General features: G+C 53.5%; 16 protein-coding genes, 1 tRNA gene and 1 pseudogene. 8 read left to right on the top strand and 10 right to left on the bottom strand.

The features are described from left to right. The first annotated feature begins 241 nt into the window (after nucleotides 1-241). The 3 genes from ACXJJA_RS05420 (at nucleotide 242) to ACXJJA_RS05410 (ending at nucleotide 2,957) form a co-directional block, all read left to right on the top strand. Nucleotides 242-763, top strand: a complete 522-nt coding sequence (locus ACXJJA_RS05420) for a 50S ribosomal protein L16 (RefSeq protein ID WP_456487196.1) — start codon at nucleotides 242-244, stop codon at nucleotides 761-763. A gap of 149 nt (nucleotides 764-912) precedes the next feature. Further along, a complete protein-coding gene (locus tag ACXJJA_RS05415; protein ID WP_456487195.1) occupies nucleotides 913-2,058 on the top strand; it encodes a tubulin/FtsZ family protein in 1,146 nt (381 codons plus the stop codon). Between the two features lie 11 nt (nucleotides 2,059-2,069). Then, nucleotides 2,070-2,957, top strand: coding sequence for a hypothetical protein (locus ACXJJA_RS05410; protein ID WP_456487194.1), 888 nt, complete (start codon nucleotides 2,070-2,072; stop codon nucleotides 2,955-2,957). On the opposite strand, the gene pyrG is transcribed toward ACXJJA_RS05410, so the two are convergent. Both pyrG and ACXJJA_RS05400 read right to left on the bottom strand, forming a co-directional pair. After that, nucleotides 2,917-4,557 (bottom strand): glutamine hydrolyzing CTP synthase, encoded by a 1,641-nt coding sequence (gene pyrG / locus ACXJJA_RS05405; protein WP_456487198.1) that lies wholly within the window; start codon nucleotides 4,555-4,557, stop codon nucleotides 2,917-2,919. The two genes, ACXJJA_RS05410 and pyrG, sit on opposite strands and share 41 nt — an antisense overlap. A 20-nt stretch (nucleotides 4,558-4,577) precedes the next feature. Beyond that, on the bottom strand, nucleotides 4,578-4,766 hold the full coding sequence (locus ACXJJA_RS05400) for a methytransferase partner Trm112 (protein ID WP_456487193.1): 189 nt from the start codon (nucleotides 4,764-4,766) through the stop codon (nucleotides 4,578-4,580). Between the two features lie 55 nt (nucleotides 4,767-4,821). On the opposite strand from ACXJJA_RS05400, the gene ACXJJA_RS05395 reads away from it, so the two are divergent. The 4 genes from ACXJJA_RS05395 (at nucleotide 4,822) to ACXJJA_RS05380 (ending at nucleotide 8,140) form a co-directional block, all read left to right on the top strand. After that, nucleotides 4,822-5,460 (top strand): hypothetical protein, encoded by a 639-nt coding sequence (locus ACXJJA_RS05395; protein WP_456487192.1) that lies wholly within the window; start codon nucleotides 4,822-4,824, stop codon nucleotides 5,458-5,460. Between the two features lie 141 nt (nucleotides 5,461-5,601). Continuing rightward, the gene (locus ACXJJA_RS05390; protein ID WP_456487191.1) at nucleotides 5,602-6,333 is read left to right on the top strand and encodes a 30S ribosomal protein S4e; all 732 of its coding nucleotides are present in this window, start codon (nucleotides 5,602-5,604) and stop codon (nucleotides 6,331-6,333) included. A 20-nt stretch (nucleotides 6,334-6,353) separates the two neighbouring features. Further along, nucleotides 6,354-6,911, top strand: a complete 558-nt coding sequence (locus tag ACXJJA_RS05385) for a 50S ribosomal protein L5 (RefSeq protein ID WP_456487197.1) — start codon at nucleotides 6,354-6,356, stop codon at nucleotides 6,909-6,911. Nucleotides 6,912-6,982: 71 nt separating this feature from the next. Continuing rightward, nucleotides 6,983-8,140, top strand: a complete 1,158-nt coding sequence (locus ACXJJA_RS05380; protein WP_456487190.1) for an NAD(P)/FAD-dependent oxidoreductase — start codon at nucleotides 6,983-6,985, stop codon at nucleotides 8,138-8,140. Nucleotides 8,141-8,185: 45 nt separating this feature from the next. Here the strand turns inward: ACXJJA_RS05380 and ACXJJA_RS05375 are convergent, their stop codons facing one another. Both ACXJJA_RS05375 and ACXJJA_RS05370 read right to left on the bottom strand, forming a co-directional pair. After that, nucleotides 8,186-8,941 carry a proteasome assembly chaperone family protein gene (locus ACXJJA_RS05375; protein WP_456487189.1) on the bottom strand — a complete coding sequence of 252 codons (756 nt, stop codon included), beginning with the start codon at nucleotides 8,939-8,941 and terminating at the stop codon, nucleotides 8,186-8,188. 73 nt (nucleotides 8,942-9,014) lie between these two features. Beyond that, the gene (locus tag ACXJJA_RS05370; RefSeq protein WP_456487188.1) at nucleotides 9,015-9,692 is read right to left on the bottom strand and encodes a CehA/McbA family metallohydrolase; all 678 of its coding nucleotides are present in this window, start codon (nucleotides 9,690-9,692) and stop codon (nucleotides 9,015-9,017) included. 551 nt (nucleotides 9,693-10,243) lie between these two features. On the opposite strand from ACXJJA_RS05370, the gene ACXJJA_RS05365 reads away from it, so the two are divergent. Beyond that, nucleotides 10,244-11,464 (top strand): TraB/GumN family protein, encoded by a 1,221-nt coding sequence (locus tag ACXJJA_RS05365; RefSeq protein ID WP_456487187.1) that lies wholly within the window; start codon nucleotides 10,244-10,246, stop codon nucleotides 11,462-11,464. Between the two features lie 62 nt (nucleotides 11,465-11,526). On the opposite strand, the gene ACXJJA_RS05360 is transcribed toward ACXJJA_RS05365, so the two are convergent. The 6 genes and pseudogenes from ACXJJA_RS05360 to ACXJJA_RS05335 all read right to left on the bottom strand — a co-directional run. After that, nucleotides 11,527-12,810 (bottom strand): TIGR00375 family protein, encoded by a 1,284-nt coding sequence (locus ACXJJA_RS05360; protein ID WP_456487186.1) that lies wholly within the window; start codon nucleotides 12,808-12,810, stop codon nucleotides 11,527-11,529. Between the two features lie 33 nt (nucleotides 12,811-12,843). After that, nucleotides 12,844-13,056 (bottom strand): winged helix-turn-helix domain-containing protein, encoded by a 213-nt coding sequence (locus ACXJJA_RS05355; RefSeq protein WP_456487185.1) that lies wholly within the window; start codon nucleotides 13,054-13,056, stop codon nucleotides 12,844-12,846. A 140-nt stretch (nucleotides 13,057-13,196) separates the two neighbouring features. Then, nucleotides 13,197-14,426, bottom strand: a complete 1,230-nt coding sequence (locus ACXJJA_RS05350; RefSeq protein ID WP_456487184.1) for a methanogenesis marker 15 protein — start codon at nucleotides 14,424-14,426, stop codon at nucleotides 13,197-13,199. A gap of 15 nt (nucleotides 14,427-14,441) precedes the next feature. Further along, nucleotides 14,442-14,546 (bottom strand) — tRNA-Ser (locus ACXJJA_RS05345). Between the two features lie 270 nt (nucleotides 14,547-14,816). Then, nucleotides 14,817-15,155, bottom strand: coding sequence for a P-II family nitrogen regulator (locus tag ACXJJA_RS05340; protein WP_456487183.1), 339 nt, complete (start codon nucleotides 15,153-15,155; stop codon nucleotides 14,817-14,819). After that, nucleotides 15,142-16,427: pseudogene (locus ACXJJA_RS05335) on the bottom strand (ammonium transporter); the annotation flags it as partial. The pseudogene ACXJJA_RS05335 and the gene ACXJJA_RS05340, both read right to left, overlap by 14 nt.

Below are 16,427 nucleotides of genomic sequence, written 5' to 3'. Positions count from 1 at the left end.
TGGGCCGGCCCTCTGAGCCTGTGGAGAGGGAGCTTCTACTCCACGTCACCGCTTCTTCGGTGATCGTGGGGCAAGTCTCCTCGACGAAGCAGGAACCTCCCTTCGCTGGATGCCCCTTCAGTGAGGGAGGAGGTCACAAATTTAAGGCAAATTGAAGTTTCTTCTGCGTAAGCTTTAGGCTGACGCAACGCACGATGGGTGGTGTGCAAAAGGTATTTAAAAGGCTAACTAACTTAAAAAGATGGCAAGGAAGCCAGGCAGGATGTATAGGCACTTGGAAAGCCCTGCATATACGAGGAGAGAGTATATGGGCGGCGTTCCGGGCAGTAAAATTACGATATTTGACATGGGCAACCCAGGCAGAGAGTTCCCAGTAACTGTGTCGCTCGTCGCAAAGGAGGCATGTCAGATTCGACATAACGCCCTCGAAGCCGCAAGAATAGCCGCAAACAAGTTCCTGATGCGAGAAGTTGGGCGGATGAACTACCATCTTAAGATAAGAGTCTATCCGCACCACGTGCTCAGGGAGAACAAACTGGCGGTCGGCGCCGGCGCGGACCGTGTTTCGAAAGGCATGCGAAGGGCGTTCGGCAGAGCTGTCGGCACCGCCGCTCGTGTTAAAAGCGGACAGAGAATAATAAGTGTCATGGTCGAGCCGCATAACTTCCTCAAAGCCAAGGAATCCCTGAAACGAGCGAGCTACAAGATGCCCACGCCGTGCAGCATCGTCGTCGATGACGGCGCCGAACTCGTCGGCAGCTGAACCATAATCGGAAAATAAATTCTGCGATCCTTAGACATTAGTTAAAGATATATAAAGTTTTTTTAAACAGTAACCCCCTTATGTAATTGGCATGACGGCGTGCTGCTCGCCGCTAATATATTAAGTGAATAAAACATAGGGAGATTGTCATGAGGATATTTGTGATAGGCTTTGGACAGGCGGGCGGGAAGATTGCAGATCTGTTTGTCGAGTTTGACAGGCGAACCCGCCTCAACAGCGTTATAAGGGCTATAGCGATAAATACGGCAAAGCCAGACCTCATGGGGTTAAAAAACATTCCCATGGAAGACAGGATTCTCATAGGAGAGGCAGTGGTCAAAGGACATGGTGTCGGCGCTGATAACGAGCTCGGGGCGAAGATTGCCGCTGAAGATGTTTACACGATACAAAGTGCCATAGACAGAAAAGAGACGCATCGGGTTGACGCATTCCTGATAGTGGCGGGCTTGGGCGGCGGGACCGGCTCCGGCGGCGCCCCCGTCCTCGCAAGGCGGCTGAAGAAGTTGTATGCGGAACCCGTGTATGCGCTCGGAATACTGCCGGCGAGGGATGAGGGCAGTTTATATGCGCTGAACGCCGCCCGTAGCATGATGACGCTGATAAAGGAAGTGGACAGCTTATTCCTCTTCGATAATGACGCTTGGAAGAGAGAGAGCGAGAGCGTTAAGGACGCATACCGTTTCATGAACGAGGAGATAGTGCGTCGTTTCTCGGTGCTCTTCGGTAGCGGTGAGAGCAACGAAGTCGGACAGATGGTCGTAGACGCTTCCGAGGTAATAAACACGCTCGATGCTGGTGGCATCACGACAGTGGGCTACGCCGCCGAAGAGGTGGAGAGGAAAGGCAGCTTTTTAAGCAAGCTAAAAAAGAAGGATAAAGTCAGCGCTGAGACGACAGCAAGAATAACCTCTCTAACGAGAAGGGCAGCGATGGGACGCCTCACCATCCCTTGCGACATCACCACTGCTAAGAAGGCAATGATACTCGTCGCAGGTCCGCCGTCCGAACTTGACAGGAAAGGCATAGAAAAGTCGAAGACTTGGATTGAAGGTCTGATAAAGGGTGGGGAAGTGCGAGGCGGGGACTTCCCCTTGCCACGGAGCAGGCACGTCGCAGTCACCACAGTGTTTTCCGGAGTAACAGACGTCCCAAGGCTCAAAGAGCTACAAGAGATGGCGGTAGAGGCGCAGAAGACCCTCGAAGAGATATCCAACGAAAAAGTGGAATACGAAGAGCTTTTCGAGGCTAGTGGAAAGCTAAAGCCATTGTTTTAGGGGGTGATGGTGTGCGGGCTTCGCTTAAAAAGTGCGTGTTAGCTTTGCTCATCGCCGCATTGCTCACCACCACGCTGCTCGCACCTGCGGCGGCGTATGAATCCTCGCTGGCGCAATACCCGGATAAGACTGTTGAGGGAAAATATGTAGAAGTTGATGTCGAGAGTTCCGAGATATTTTACAGCGAGATTTTAGGCATGATTCGAGAGGGCGGGACCGTGAGAATTTCCTTAGTTCTCAAAAACTTTAGTCCTGACGTCAAAAATAGGAGGTCAGTGCTGAATTTTACGACGGAGCTTGAGAGCTGCGTCTGGGGTCTGGGAGAAGAAAATGGCGTGAGCGTGCTGAACAAGACGGAAAGGAGCATGCGGCTGCGGGTTGACCATGGCTTGGTGAGCAGCCTGACCGTAACGCTGAATGGCAAGGCGCCTGCGGTGTCGAAGCGTGAGGTAGTCACACTCCTGAACGTCAAGCAGGAAATCGGAAGCGCATATCCCGTGATAGAGATATGGGGCAATGTGACCTCAGAGCTCATAGAATCCGCAATCCTGAAGCTCAACGAGGCGCTCGAAAGCATTGAGACGGCGAACGCCACGTTGCAGAACGCAACGCAACTCGGCGCCGACGTCGGCGATGCGAAAGCCGACCTCGATCACGCCCGTCTGTATTACGAAGACGCTCTCTCGCATTATGCCGCAGGGCGGACGAACGAAAGCATCGCAGCTGCGGAAAACGCTACATACTATGCAAATCTTGCGAAAAAAGGAGCGGAGGCAGGCTTGGAGGCTATTTCAGCAAGGGCGAAAAGGAAAATTTATGGGGTAGTGGGGGCAGTTGTAGCGGTCGTTGCCGTCGCCGTCATTCTTCTGATGCGGCGCAGTCGCCCGCCGTTAGGCTGAGTGCCGCCTTTAAAAATGCTTTAAACGGTGGCGACGGACGTCCGGGGCGAGACTTGAACTCCGGGTGGAACTGCGTTGCGAAGAAGAACGGGTGTCCCTCTTCCCCATTTTGTGGGAGCTCTAAAATTTCCATCCTACCGTCACAACTCCCTGAAAATATCAAGCCCGCTTGCTCCAGAAGCTCGATGTATTCGGGGTTGACCTCGTAGCGGTGCCTGTGCCGCTCGTAAACCTCACGACGCTCGTAAATCCGCTCTGCTAAGGTATTTTCTTTAATGGTAATCTTGTAGTCGCCGAGACGCATCGTGCCGCCGAGGTCTTTGACGTCCCGTTGCTCAGGAAGGAGCGTCACGACGGGGTGCGGCGTCTCCGCATCAAGCTCCGAACTGCTCGCATCTTTCAAGCCGAGAACGTTGCGTGCAAATTCAATAACCGCCAGCTGAAAGCCGAAGCAGAGCCCCAGAAATGGAATTTTGCGCTCTCTGGCGTATTTCATCGCTTTCATTTTGCCAGCGGCGCCACGGACGCCGAAGCCGCCGGGAACAAGAATGCCTTGGACCTCGGCGTCTTCAAAGAAATTAGCCAGCTTCTCGTCGCTCAAAACCTCTAAATCCTCAGCCTCTACCCAGACTGGCTCCACCCGGCAGCCAAGAGACATGGCTGCGTGCTTCAGCGCCTCTTTTATGCTGATGTAGGAATCTTCGAGCTTTGTGTATTTGCCGACGATGGCTATGCGCACCTTTTTGTCAGCGTGCTCCGCACGCTCCACCATCACACGCCACGAGGTGTCGTGCTTCCTTGGAAGCAGGCGGAGCCGCAGCATGATGTATGCGGAAATGCCCTCCTCATCAAGGAGCAACGGCACTTTGTAAATGTCGTCCGTGTCCGGAGCACTTATGACCGCCTCCTTTTCGACATTACAAAACATCGCAATTTTCGCCTTCGTCTCCTCCCGCAGCCGCTCCTTGCAACGACACACGATAACGTCGGGCTGCAACCCCAACTCTCTCAGCTCCTTGACGGAGTGCTGCGTCGGTTTCGTCTTTTGCTCGCCTGAAAGCGTCGTCGGAACGAGCGTGACGTGGACAAGCAGGAAGTCATCGGGGTGTTCCTCACCTCTCATCTGCCGAACCGCCTCGAGAAATGGCATGCTCTCGATGTCGCCGACCGTGCCGCCAATTTCTACGATACAGATATCGGCACCGCTCCTCGCAGCAACGCTCCTTATTCGCTCTTTTATCTCGTTCGTGATGTGCGGAATTATCTGGACGGTCTGCCCCAGATACTCGCCATGCCGCTCCTTATCAATGACGGAAAGGTAGATCACGCCGGTCGTGATGTTGTGCTCACGGCCGAGCTCGACGTCCACGAAACGCTCATAGTGTCCCAAATCGAGGTCGACCTCAGTGCCGTCTTTTAGGACGAAAACCTCGCCGTGCTGGAAGGGGTTCATCGTGCCCGCATCAATGTTGATATAGGGGTCGATTTTAATGGGAACAACCTCGTAACCCTTGTCTTTCAGTATTCTGCCGATGGACGCCGCTGTGATGCCCTTGCCGAGCCCGCTCATCACTCCGCCCGTGACCACGATATACTTTATCCGTTTGCCGCCTTCCTCCCTCATCTCTCCCCTCTTAGCTCCGGAGGTCTTAAGTCGGGAATGCCGTCCTCGATGGGGTAACGCTCGTCACAATTGCGGCAGAGCAGCACCCCGCCCACGACCTCATCGCCTTCCTCCTCCTCAACCTCAAGCTCAAGGTCGCCTTTGCATAACGGGCATGCGAGTATCTCCATTAAACTCCGTTTCATACTCAAAAGTTTGCGCATTTATTATTTACCTCCTTACGCAAATGGAAACAAAGGCATGCTCAGCATGGGAGAACTCCTTAGAAGTATCAGCGAAGTCCTGAGCGGCGGCGAAGCTGTGATAAAAAGGTATATTGCGAAGCTTACGGGCTGGGAAGTCTCGCTCGTGCTCGTCAAGGAGCTCGGCGGAATCTACGAGGGCACGAAGCTCGTAAAAATATTGTTCACGAACGATTTTCTCATCGATGCGAGGTTGCACGACAACGCTATGCTGCGACGGCTCGGCGAGGATTGCGACCTCTTCTTCAGGAAGACGCTCAATGTTCGCTCCAAGGTCAGATACGACGTCACGCAGCACCGAATCTGGGTGGAATTCCCGGAAGATGCCCTCACGAGGATGGTTTTCGAAAAGATTTACGTGCCGCTGCTGCGGCGTGCGTATAAAGCAGTAATGTCAGAGTTAAGAGGTTTCCACCGCCGTGACTACTTCGGCATCGAAGTTTCGCCAGAGCTCGCCTCCGCATATTACTCGCAGGTGCGCCTCGATAAGGAAGAAGCACGAACGAGCGTGAACGCGGTCGTAAGAAGGCTAAATGACATCGAAGAGAGCATAAATAGCTGGGAGGTGAGGCAGTTTCTAAAAGATGCCGACAGCGGGCTTGAGCAGCGGTTGCGGACGCTTTGTAGGTCGGTTTAGTAGGGCGGGCGCGCTCGCCAATGCCCCAACTTCAACCCTGACGCTCAATGCATCGAGACTTGGCAGGCGTTGTTGCCTGCTTTTGAAGTGGGACGAATTATTTATATTAACACGCAGCTAAAACGGCAACAGGGGAACAAGATGAGCAGCAAGCACCAAAAAAGACTCTCCGCGCCAAAAACATGGAAAATAGAGCGCAAAACGCACTACTGGGCTGTGAAACCCAGACCCGGACCGCACCCTAAGGACAGAAGCATCCCGCTACTCATGCTCGTCAGGGACTTCCTTAAGCTCGCCGACAACAGCAGGGAGGCAAAGAAAATAATCAAAGAAGGGAAAATACTCGTGGACCAGAGGGTCAGGAATGACGAGAAGTTCCCAGTTGGGCTTTTCGACTCTGTTTCCATTCCCGACATAAAAAAGCACTACAGGATGCTCATAGACAGGCATGGACGGCTTACTCTCTACGAAATAGACAGTGAGAGCGCAGAGACAAAGCTTTGCAGAGTTAACAACAAAAGAGTGCTTAAAGGCGGAGTCGTCCAGCTCAACATGCACGACGGCAGAAACCTTCTGCAGCCAGAGTCGCTTGACGTGAAGACGAAGGACTCGTTGGTTCTCTCGCTGAAGGACGCCCGAATTTTAAGCCGCTTCACATACGACAAGGGGAGCAAAGCGTTCATCGTCGGCGGCAAGCACGTCGGCGAAGTCGGTGAAATTGAAGAGATCATCGTGGTGAGGAGTTCTGAGCCGAACATGGTCAGAGTGCGACGCCTCAGCGATGGCGAGACTTTCGAGACCATTGAGGATTATGTGTTCGTTGTTGGAGAGGGGAAAGTAGAGGTGCCTGAGGTTCTGAAGGTTGCGGGATAGTGCTTGAGGAGAGGAGGAACATGGAAGCGGTCAAGGCTGCAGGCGTGAGAGAGGGAGGAAAGAAGGGAAATAGCATGCGGTGTGTCGAAATTGACAAGGTGGTCGTTAACATCGGCGTCGGCGAGAGTGGGGAGAAGCTTGCGAGAGCTGAAAAAGTTCTAACCATGATAACAGGGCAGAAACCCGTCAAGACGCTCGCAAAGAAAACAATACAACCGTTCGGCATAAAGAAGGGCGAGCCCATTGGCGTCAAGGTGACGCTGCGGAAAGAGCGGGCGCGAGAATTCCTGAAAAAAGCGTTTAAAATTCAGAATAAATTTCTGGACTGGCAGTTCGACGAGTTCGGCAATTTCTCGTTCGGCGTCGAGGAGCACATGGACTTTGGCATCCCTTACGACCCCGACATCGGAATCTTCGGAATGGACATCTGCATATCATTTAAGCGTCCGGGCTTTCGCATCGCCGAACGCAAAATCCAAAAAAAACGCCGCATCCCCGCAAGACACAAGCTCTCAAAAGCTGAAGTTATTGAGTATTTGAAGAAGGAGTTCGGCGTCGAGGTCGTTGAGGAGCTTTGACCGGAAGTTCGAAGGCGGCAGCAGATTCTGGCAGCAAGACTTTTAAGCCTTTGCAAATGCTATGAATATTGATGAAATTCGACGTGATAGTCTCGGGCGCAGGACCCGGCGGCTCGAAAGCCGCAGAGCTTCTTGCGAGGAGTGGTCTAAAGACTGCGTTAGTGGAGCGTAATGCGAATTGGAGGAAGCCTTGCGGCGGGGGACTGCCAAGGCATGTGGATGACGACTTCGGCGTGCCTGAAAAGGTAAGAGAAAACACGTATTACGCGAGAGCTTTTATTTCGGCGGACGGCACGAAGCTCGTCCTTGAGACTGAAAAGGAGCCGGGCGGCTGCGTTGTGGATCGCTTGGTTTACGATGCGTATTTGCGAGATACCGCCGTGGACTGCGGGGCGACCCTATTTGACAAATCCACAGTCAAAGATGTGAATCTCAAGAATGGGAGAGTGGTGGGGGTGAAGGTGCGGACGCCAGAAGGCTTAAAAGAGATGATAGCAGACGTCGTCATCGCTGCAGACGGTGTCGCATCGAGAATTGCAGTAAGGAGCGGATTAAGAGCGAAATGGAAGCCTGACGAGCTTGCGAAGTGTGTCGTTGCGTTCATTGATGGTTATGAAGGGCCGAAATACAACCACTTCTACTTCTTTGACTTCATGGGCTACGCATGGATATTCCCGATGAGCGGCAAGCGGGCGAATGTGGGCGTCGGACTCCTGAGCAGCGGCAAGCGCAGCGTCCTTGAGCTTTTTGACTGGTTCTTGCGCAGCAAATACTTCAAGGAGATGTTCCGTCGTGAGAAAATTGTGGTAAAGCAAGGATATCCGGTGCCCTTCAGCAGCGTGAGTGGACAGCATTACGGCGATGGAATAATGCTTGTTGGAGATGCGGGGGGGTTCGTAAGCCCTGTTACCGGAGAAGGAGTTTACTATGCGCTCTGGACTGGGAAACTTGCCGCAGAGACCGCAATCCTTGCGTATGAGCGTGAAGATTTTTCTGGGAATACTTTGAAGGAATATAAAAGGAAGCTTGATGAGAGGGGGATTGTGGAGTTCCTAAGCGGGCAGTTGAGGCTGCGAGATTTGATATACAGCAATCAGGGCAGGACTTTAAACTTAATACTCAAGGCGGCGAACGAGGACGAGCGCTTCAAGGACGAGCTGCGGAGGGTGCTTTTCGAAGGTGCGAAGCCGTCGGCGGAGTTTGCGCAGAAGCTCATGAGCTTCATGTGATCGCAACGGGGACAATCCGTCCGTGCCCTGCGCTGGAACCGCCCCTCATCTTATATACTCCAATTCTTCAGAAAGCTCAGCAGATTGCGCCCTCTCTATTTCTTTCAATCTTTCGATGACTCGCTCCATTTCCCTCGCCCGTTCCTCAAGCGCCCGCATGTCCACCTGCAACCCAAGGGCGTCGCATAAAACCTTGAGAACCGCTTGCGCACTTTTAGGGTCAACAAGATAGCCGGAGGTGACACCCATGATGCATGCCGCTTTTATGCCACGCATTTTCCCCAGTCCAAGAAGCAGACCGGCGGCGCCGATAATACCGCCGCCCGGCTCCTCTTCCCTGAACTCCACACCGTATTTCTTCAGCTCCTCTATTAAACTCTCGTCGTTCGCTGCGCCGATGACCCGCTGCTTATCTACGAAGTGCCCGACGCCGTAACCGCCAAGCGTAAACAACTTGGAAACGCCGTATTTCTCGGCAATGTCGAGGAAGGTCTCAGCCAGTTTGTAATGCCCCTCGTTCGTGACGCTTTGATAATCGCCGACGAGAATCAGCAAGTCAAGTCCATCCGATCGCCATGCATAAATCTCGTTACGCACGAGCCGCACAAGCCCGTTCTTTTCAACAAAAACTTGCGGCGGGAGGTGATAGGAATATATATCTATAATCTTCTCGGCGTTCAGCTCCCGCACGAGGTGCTCAGCCACGAGCTTGCCAACATTACCCACGCCCGGCAACCCTTCTATCATCACAGGGCTCCTCAATTTTACCTCTTTTAACTCATGCACTTCTATCTCTTTCATCTCTCCTAAAGACTGCACAGCCCCTTATAAATTTTGCCCCTTTTACGTCGAACTCATTAGCTTGCATCCCTTTTTACAGCCCACCGACGCTACGTCGCCTTTTAAAACCTCTACGCACTTGTGAAAGGTATGTGCTAACAGGAGTCTTGTTGTAGTGGATTTCAACCTTCCCTTGAGCTTCAAGTAATGCTCGCAGCACAGAATCCACAGTCGGCACCGCCTCGAGTATTACAAATGCAAGACCCACGCACTCAGCGCAATGAGCGTCGCTGCCAGCAACTACAGGCTTCTGGAGGCGTCTCGCCACAGCCGCCGCCAACATGTTCGTAAATCCTGTTATGCATCTTGAGTTGAATGCTTCGACGGCGTCCACGTTCAGTTTAAGGATTCGGGTGCCGAGGCTGTGCCGGAACGGATGGAAGGGGTGCGGTGCTATAACCACTCCGCCTTTCTTCTTAGCTACTTTTATTGCCTCCTTGGGGGAGAGCTTGCGTCCAGTCCATTCCTCAACTCCGAGGACGAGCAGGTGACCCTCAGAAGTTGAAACTTCTATCCCCGGAATTACTAAGAGCTCTAAGCCCACATCCTCCACGTATCTCACGGCAGCACGAGCCCCCGCCGTCGTATCGTGGTCGCAAATTGCAATACCGTCAAGCCCCTTCGCCACCGCCGCCCTCAAAACTTCTCCCACGGAGGAGATTCCGTCATAAGAAAAACTAGTATGCACGTGGAGGTCAATGCACAAAGCCATAATAAAAGATTTTAACAAGAAATTTAGTGGTTGCCTCTAAGTGAGGGCGAGTTTTATCTTTTTGTTGCTTGCAAGACCCATGCGGTGGGCAAGGGGAGGCGGGTGGGTTAAGTAAATACGCTGCCAGATAGACTATATCTTGTAGCCCGCTCCTTAAGAGAGGGGTGGGATGCGGTTCGTGACCGTCCCGAAGGTGCATGAGCTCAGAGCGTGAAGCTCCGAGTGAACGCCTAACCACCACTAACTCTACAAATGCCTTGGGATCAACATAGCGCCCACAGCTTTCAGGAATATCTCAACCCGTTTTAAGATGTTTTCGACACTTTTGAGTTAAAGTCAAGTTCTTTGTAAGGAGAGCGCTTAGTCTGCTCGTTGGTGCTTTCCTATGCTGAACATCAGGGATTACGTGTCACGCCCGCTGTAACTCGGTTAAAGCCTCGCACACTTAGCTTGCGGTCTGAGAGCGTGCTATGTTGCTCATGGTATTTAATTATTTAGTGCGAAGATAAACGCAGTTGGCATAAGCAAGCGCCACCAGCGGAGCCGTAGCGATGGTCAAAATAATACTCGTGGGCACGGGACACGTCTTAAAAAAGAGCGTAAAGGAGGTCAAAGAGAAAATAGAGGAGGCAGCGCCGGACGTTGTTGCGGTTGAGCTTTGTAGAGGGCGTTACAAAACGCTCACAGGCGAATACGAGTTTTCGGTCAAGGATGCTTTGAAGGGGGGCAAGCCCTACGTCCTTATGGTGCAGTGGCTACTCGCCTACCTACAGAAGAGACTGGGGGCGGACCTCGGCGTGGAGCCGGGCGCTGAGATGCTCGCCGCCATCGAAAAGGCAAAAGAGCTGCAGTGCCGTGTTGCGCTCATAGACAGGGACATAAGCGTCACGATGCAACGCTTCTGGCGTGAGATGCGTTTCTTTGAAAAGCTGAAGATGGTATTTACCCTGATATCGTCACTGGCGAGGGGCGTTGGGCTGGAGAAACTTGAGGAAGAGGGTATAAAGCTTGAGGAGATTACAAGCGGGGATGTCGTGACACGGCTCGTTGAGGAACTTCGTCGCTTCTCGCCGAACGCCGCAAAGGTGTTAATAGACGAGCGGGACGCTTACATGGCAAAGCGGCTACTCGAAGTCTCGAACATGCTTTCAAAAGAGAAACCAGATGGCAAGATAGTGGCAGTTGTTGGCGCAGGACACGTCGAAGGCATTAAAAAGTATCTGGAAAGCCCTGAGAGCATCCCACAGGACGAGGAGCTTTGCCGTCTGCCAAAAAGACGTTTCAGTCTCGCAAAAATTCTCGCCATTATAATTTTGGTCTTTGTGGCTTTTTTCCTGCTTGCTTTCTCTAATATTCCTTCGGGGGTATTGCTAACCGCCCTCTTTTACTGGTTTATCATAAACGGCGTTCTCTCAGCGGCAGGCGTCGTCGCAGCCCGTGGACACCCTCTTTCGGCGCTGACAGCCTTTGCAGTGGCTTGGCTCACTTCTCTGAATCCCCTTATGGCGGCAGGCTGGTTCGCAGGGCTCGTAGAACTCTACATGAGGAAGCCTGACGCTTCCGACATCAAGAACATGCTGAACGTCGGCACCTTCAAAGAACTGCTCCAAAACCGCCTCTTCAAAGTAATATTCGTAGCGGCGCTCGCAAACCTCGGCAGCATGCTCGGCACATTCCTCGGCGCCTACGTCGTCCTTAAAATCACAGGCACGCACATAACCGTTTCACTTAACACAATCTCTGAAGCGTTCCGCACGTTACTACAACGCTAAGGCGTCAGACCGGACGCTTTGCTGCGGGCGCCCACAGCTCGGCTCGGCGCCGTCGGAAAGTGTCAAAAATCAAGCAGGGAAAGCTGCCTGCCGTGTTTGTTGTCGGCGCAGCGTTCGCCGCTTTTGTCGCTCTCGCCGCTCTCGCTGCGTGCCTCTTCCACCAACTTTATGACGCCGTATTTTCCGCCGCCGCCAGGGACCACGACGACTTTTCCCTCTCTGAATGCGAGGATGGCGGCGGCGACGCTTTCGTCAAGCTCGCTCAGCTCCTCGTAGCTTGCATCCACGAGTACGCTCACCTCGTCGCCGAACCGCTCAAGGAAAAGCTCCCACGTCTCACGAACTGCCTTCGACGAAGGTCCCATCTGCAGCGCAAGCGCCACGATTTCCGCAAGCGGAATTAAACGCAGGTATGGAGGGCGGTGCGGAGGGTGCGTGCCATTGCAGTCCGCCAGCTCTTTTACTCTATCCTTGACGCCCTTTTTTATCCTCCCACCGCAAGAGCATCGCCACCGCAGCGAAATCGCATCTTCGAGCGTGTAATGCTTGTAACACTTTATGCAGGCGCTCTCGTTGTATTTGCCCTCCTCAGGCGGGATGCCGACGTTAAGCACGGGCTTCCTGTCCCTCTCCCTCAAAATTGCCATTTTCAACTCTTCAAAGCTCAAATCCCGAAGCTCAAACCTGTTAAACTCACGGGCGAGCCTTGTCGGCGGGGGCGAATGTGCGTCGGAATTTGTGAGAAACGTAAGCTCGTGCAGCTCGCTTATCCTATCGGCGTAGGAGGAATCTGCGCTCAGCCCAAGTTCGACGAAAGAAATGTAATCTGTCAGGTCGCCGTAGCATTCTCCAAGCGAATCGTGGTAGGCGTAGAGCGCTGTCCAAGGTGTGAATGCATGGCATGGCCCTATTAAAGCCTCACACTCCTTTGCCACCTCTGCAATCTCCTCACCGCTCAAGTTCAACGTCGGACGTCCGTTCTCTTCGATGTCCTTCGAGTGCTTAGAAAATTTTTCGAAAAGCTCCTCCGCCTTCGAAACCGTCGGCACTAAGAGCAGGTGGTGAACCCGCTTTGTGTCCTCAACCTCGACGGTCAGCACGAACGCCGTCTCGCATTTCTCAAGCACGCCACCATACCCCTTGCTGTCGCGCTCGAACCTGAAAACCCCGTTTTCCTCTCTTAATTCTTTTATCTCGGAAAGCCACTTAGGATGCAAGCAGTCGCCAGTGCCAAGTAACTGGATGCCCTTCCTCGCAGCCTCCACAGCAAGCGTTCTCAACTCCATCCTTCGCGACGTCGCCGCCGAGTAACGGGAATGAATGTGCAGGTCAGCATTCACGAGCATTGCCACACCTCTCCCCCGCTTACAGCACGTTAACTACTCTTTTAGCCTTATTGAATACCCTCTTGCTTTTTTCTTGAAAATAAGCTTGTCTTCCCTCGCAAGCCAGCCCACACCCATGTAAACAACGCTCTGTGGCGCTTCTATGTTCTCCACAACCTTGGAAAGCGTAAGCTCACCTTTTTCTTTAAGTAGATGCCATATGTCTCCAGCTACGAAGCCTATTTTATCCTTTAAGTTTATCTCCAAAACTTATCACCCACCAAACGGTCCTGTAAAGGACGTATAAATTCGAAAGGATATTTAGCGTAAGATACTTTATATTCTTAACTGACACCTTGAGCGCATCACTGCTCAACGCAGCTAACTGCATCAAAACGCACAGAGAGTCAAAACATTTTCTTCCTGAGTCCGGAAGCGAGGAGTGCCATGCCGACGGCGCCTGCGAGCTGCGAGTTTTCGGGCACGATAATTTTCGTGCGTAGCATTTCCTCGAACTCACGAGCGACGCCTGCGATGAGGGAAACGCCCCCTACGAATATCACAGGTGAACGTATTTCGATCTCCTGCGCCATTTGGTGTTCATAGACTTGATTTGCGACGCTTCGGCAGGCGGCAGCGGCGACATCCTCACGAGAAGCACCGCCGGCGAGCGTCACGACGAGGTCTTGGATGCCAAAGACCATACAGTAACTCTGCAGCGTCACCTCTTCCTTCGCCCTCAAGGCAAGCTCTCCAAGCTCTGAAATGTCAACGCCAAGCCTGTGCGCCGCAACTTCAAGAAAGCGTCCTGAGGAGCCGCCGCAAATCCCACCGAGCGCAAAGGCGTCGGGGATGCCGTCACGGAGCGTTACTACTTTGTTGCTCATCCCGCCTATGTCGATGACAGTCGCTTCACCTCGCTGGCGGTCTGCGAGGAAGGCGGCGCCCTTCGAGACGACGCTTATCTCTTCTAAGCTTAAATCTGCGCCGAGACTCTCGGCGACAAGCTCACGCCCGTAGCCCGTAACGCCCGTAGCCTCCACGTCCTCCATCCGCACGTCAGCGTCGTTTAATGCTATTTCCACAGCTTCGCTTGCGCTCTTCACAGGCTCGGTCGTTGGAATCCAAGCCTTTCCCACGATCTTATTATCCTGCATCACCACCACTTTAGTCGTCGAGGAACCCGAATCCACTCCCAGCGTCAAACCCTCCTGCCGCTCCCGCATGAGGAGAGTCTTCCTCGTGATTATCGTCTTCAGGGCGTCAAGCCTTGCGTAAATCTCAACCTCCTTCGGCTTCTCAACGTTGGAATACGTGATTATCGGTAGGTCGGTTTGCTCGTGCAAGAAGCGGCGAATCTCGTTCTTCATGACAGCACCCTCGGCGCAGCGGAAACACGTGAGTAAAAGCACGCCCTTAATCGTCGGGTCGTCAAGCACCGAGAGCGCTCGTGCCATCATCATGTTCAACGACGAGCTGTCCATCTTGAGCCCGAAAATCTCGCACGCACGCTCCACATCGTCATACTCCACTTCGGGAAACACAAGCTCAATGCCTACGCTCTCTGCAATCTCGTTCAACAACCACTGCATCCCGCTATACTCGGTGCCGCACGATATCTGGGCAACCCTCGTCATTTTTTCCCTCCTAAACGCCGAGGCTGGGATTCGAACCCAGGCGGGGCATTGCCCCACAGGCTCTCCGTCCCGACGCAGCACGGCTCCAGGCCTGCGCCTTATCCGCTCGGCCACCTCGGCACTGCTTTTTGGTTGTCTTCCTCATTAATTAAGCATAACTATCAGAGTAAACCATCGGAGTTGCTGATGATTCGGGAGCTTGGTGTTACGAGGAGGCTGTTTTTAATGCTGGGAGGAATGTGAGGCATGCAGGCGCTTGAATTAGATGGAGGTGTATTTATGGTAATGAGTAGTGAGAAGTTGGGCTTAGGATTCTAACGATGCAAAAGCTGTCATTTTCTCATAAAAAACGCCGATAAAAAGAAAAAATGAAAATTGGGAAATTACGTCCTATATAGCATCTTCCCCTCTTTCTCCAGTTCTTATCCTGATGGCTTCTTCCACTGGCACTACGAATATCTTACCGTCGCCGATGTTTCCGGTGTATGCGTTCTCTTTTATGATCGCTGCCACTTTTTCCACATCACCGTCCCGCACCACCATTTCTATCTTCACCTTCGGCACCATGTCCACGAGGTATTCCGAACCACGCCACATGAGCTTTAAGCCTCTCTGCCGTCCTCGTCCACGTATTTCCGTGACGTTCATGCTCACGAAGCCCGCCCGCTCCAGCGCACTCTTCACGTCGTCCACTTTCTCAGGTCTTACTATCGCCTCAATCTTCTTCATGCTGCGCACCTCCTCGCTGCTTTTCTTCCTCGCCGCCATCCGCCTCCGCCGGCGTAACAGCTCGCCGCACAACCAGCGGTCTTGCAGTTTCTGCGTATACGAAGTCGGGGTATGCGACGACGCCGTGCTCACCGATGTCGAGACCGAGGAGCTCCTCCTCTGGCGAGACCCTCAGCCCCGCGGTCTTTTCGAGGGCGTAGAACAGCAGGAAACCCGTGCCGAAAGCCCAACCGAAGTTAACAACGGCGCTTATGAGCTGGCATGCGAAAAAGCCCAAATTCCCGTAGAGCAAGCCGGTGACGAGCAGCGGCTCCGTTGTGTAAACGCCGTAGGTGCCGTCTGCGAGCAAGCCAAGGGAAATAAGTCCCCATGTGCCGTTGAAGCCGTGCACTGCAATTGCACCGACGACGTCATCTATCCCACGACGCTCGAGCCACCAGTAGCCGTAGCACACGATAAAACCGGCGACGATGCCGATGAGCACCGCAGCCCATGGAGCGACCCAAGCACAGGGTGCAGTTATCGCCACCAAGCCTGCGATTGCGCCGTTGCACGTCATGCCCACGTCGGGCTTGCCGAACTTCTTCCAAGTGATGAGCATCGCGGTCACGGCGCCGGCAGCCGCCGCAAGGTTCGTGTTTGCCGCTATCACCGAAATTCGTAGTTCATGAGCGGAAAGCGTGCTGCCGGGGTTAAAGCCGAACCAGCCGAGCCAGAGGATAAAAGTGCCGAGCACCGCCAAGGTTACGCTGTGCCCTGGCATTGGGCGGGGGTTGCCGTTCTCGTCATACCTGCCAATCCTCGGCCCGAGGAGTATGCGGGCTGCGAGCGCAACGTAGCCTCCGACCGCATGGACGACGCCCGAGCCTGCGAAGTCGAGGGCGCCGTAGCCGCCGCCGAGCGCCGTCATGAAGTCCGCCGAGCTTAACCAGCCGCCGCCCCAGAGCCAGTGCCCGTAAATCGGGAAGATTATGGCGCTTACGACCACGCTGTAAACGAGGTAGACGCTGAACTTCGGGCGTTCTGCGATCGCCCCCTGAAACTATGGTTGCCGCTGTCGCGCAGAACACCAGCATGAAGAACCAGCTCAGGATAGTGCTGACGTCGTAGGCGTCGCCTGCGAGGAAGAAGCCTGAAGTGCCGATGAGCATGTGCCACGACGCCCCCAGCATCAACGCAAAGCCGACCGCCCAGAACGCCAGCGAGCCTGCGGCGTAGTCTACTAAATTCTTCATCAGCACGTTCGTGACGTTCTTAGCCCTCGAAAACCCA

The sequence above is a fragment of the Candidatus Alkanophaga liquidiphilum genome (assembly GCF_053996935.1).
This window is presented reverse-complemented; position numbering and strand designations above follow the sequence as displayed.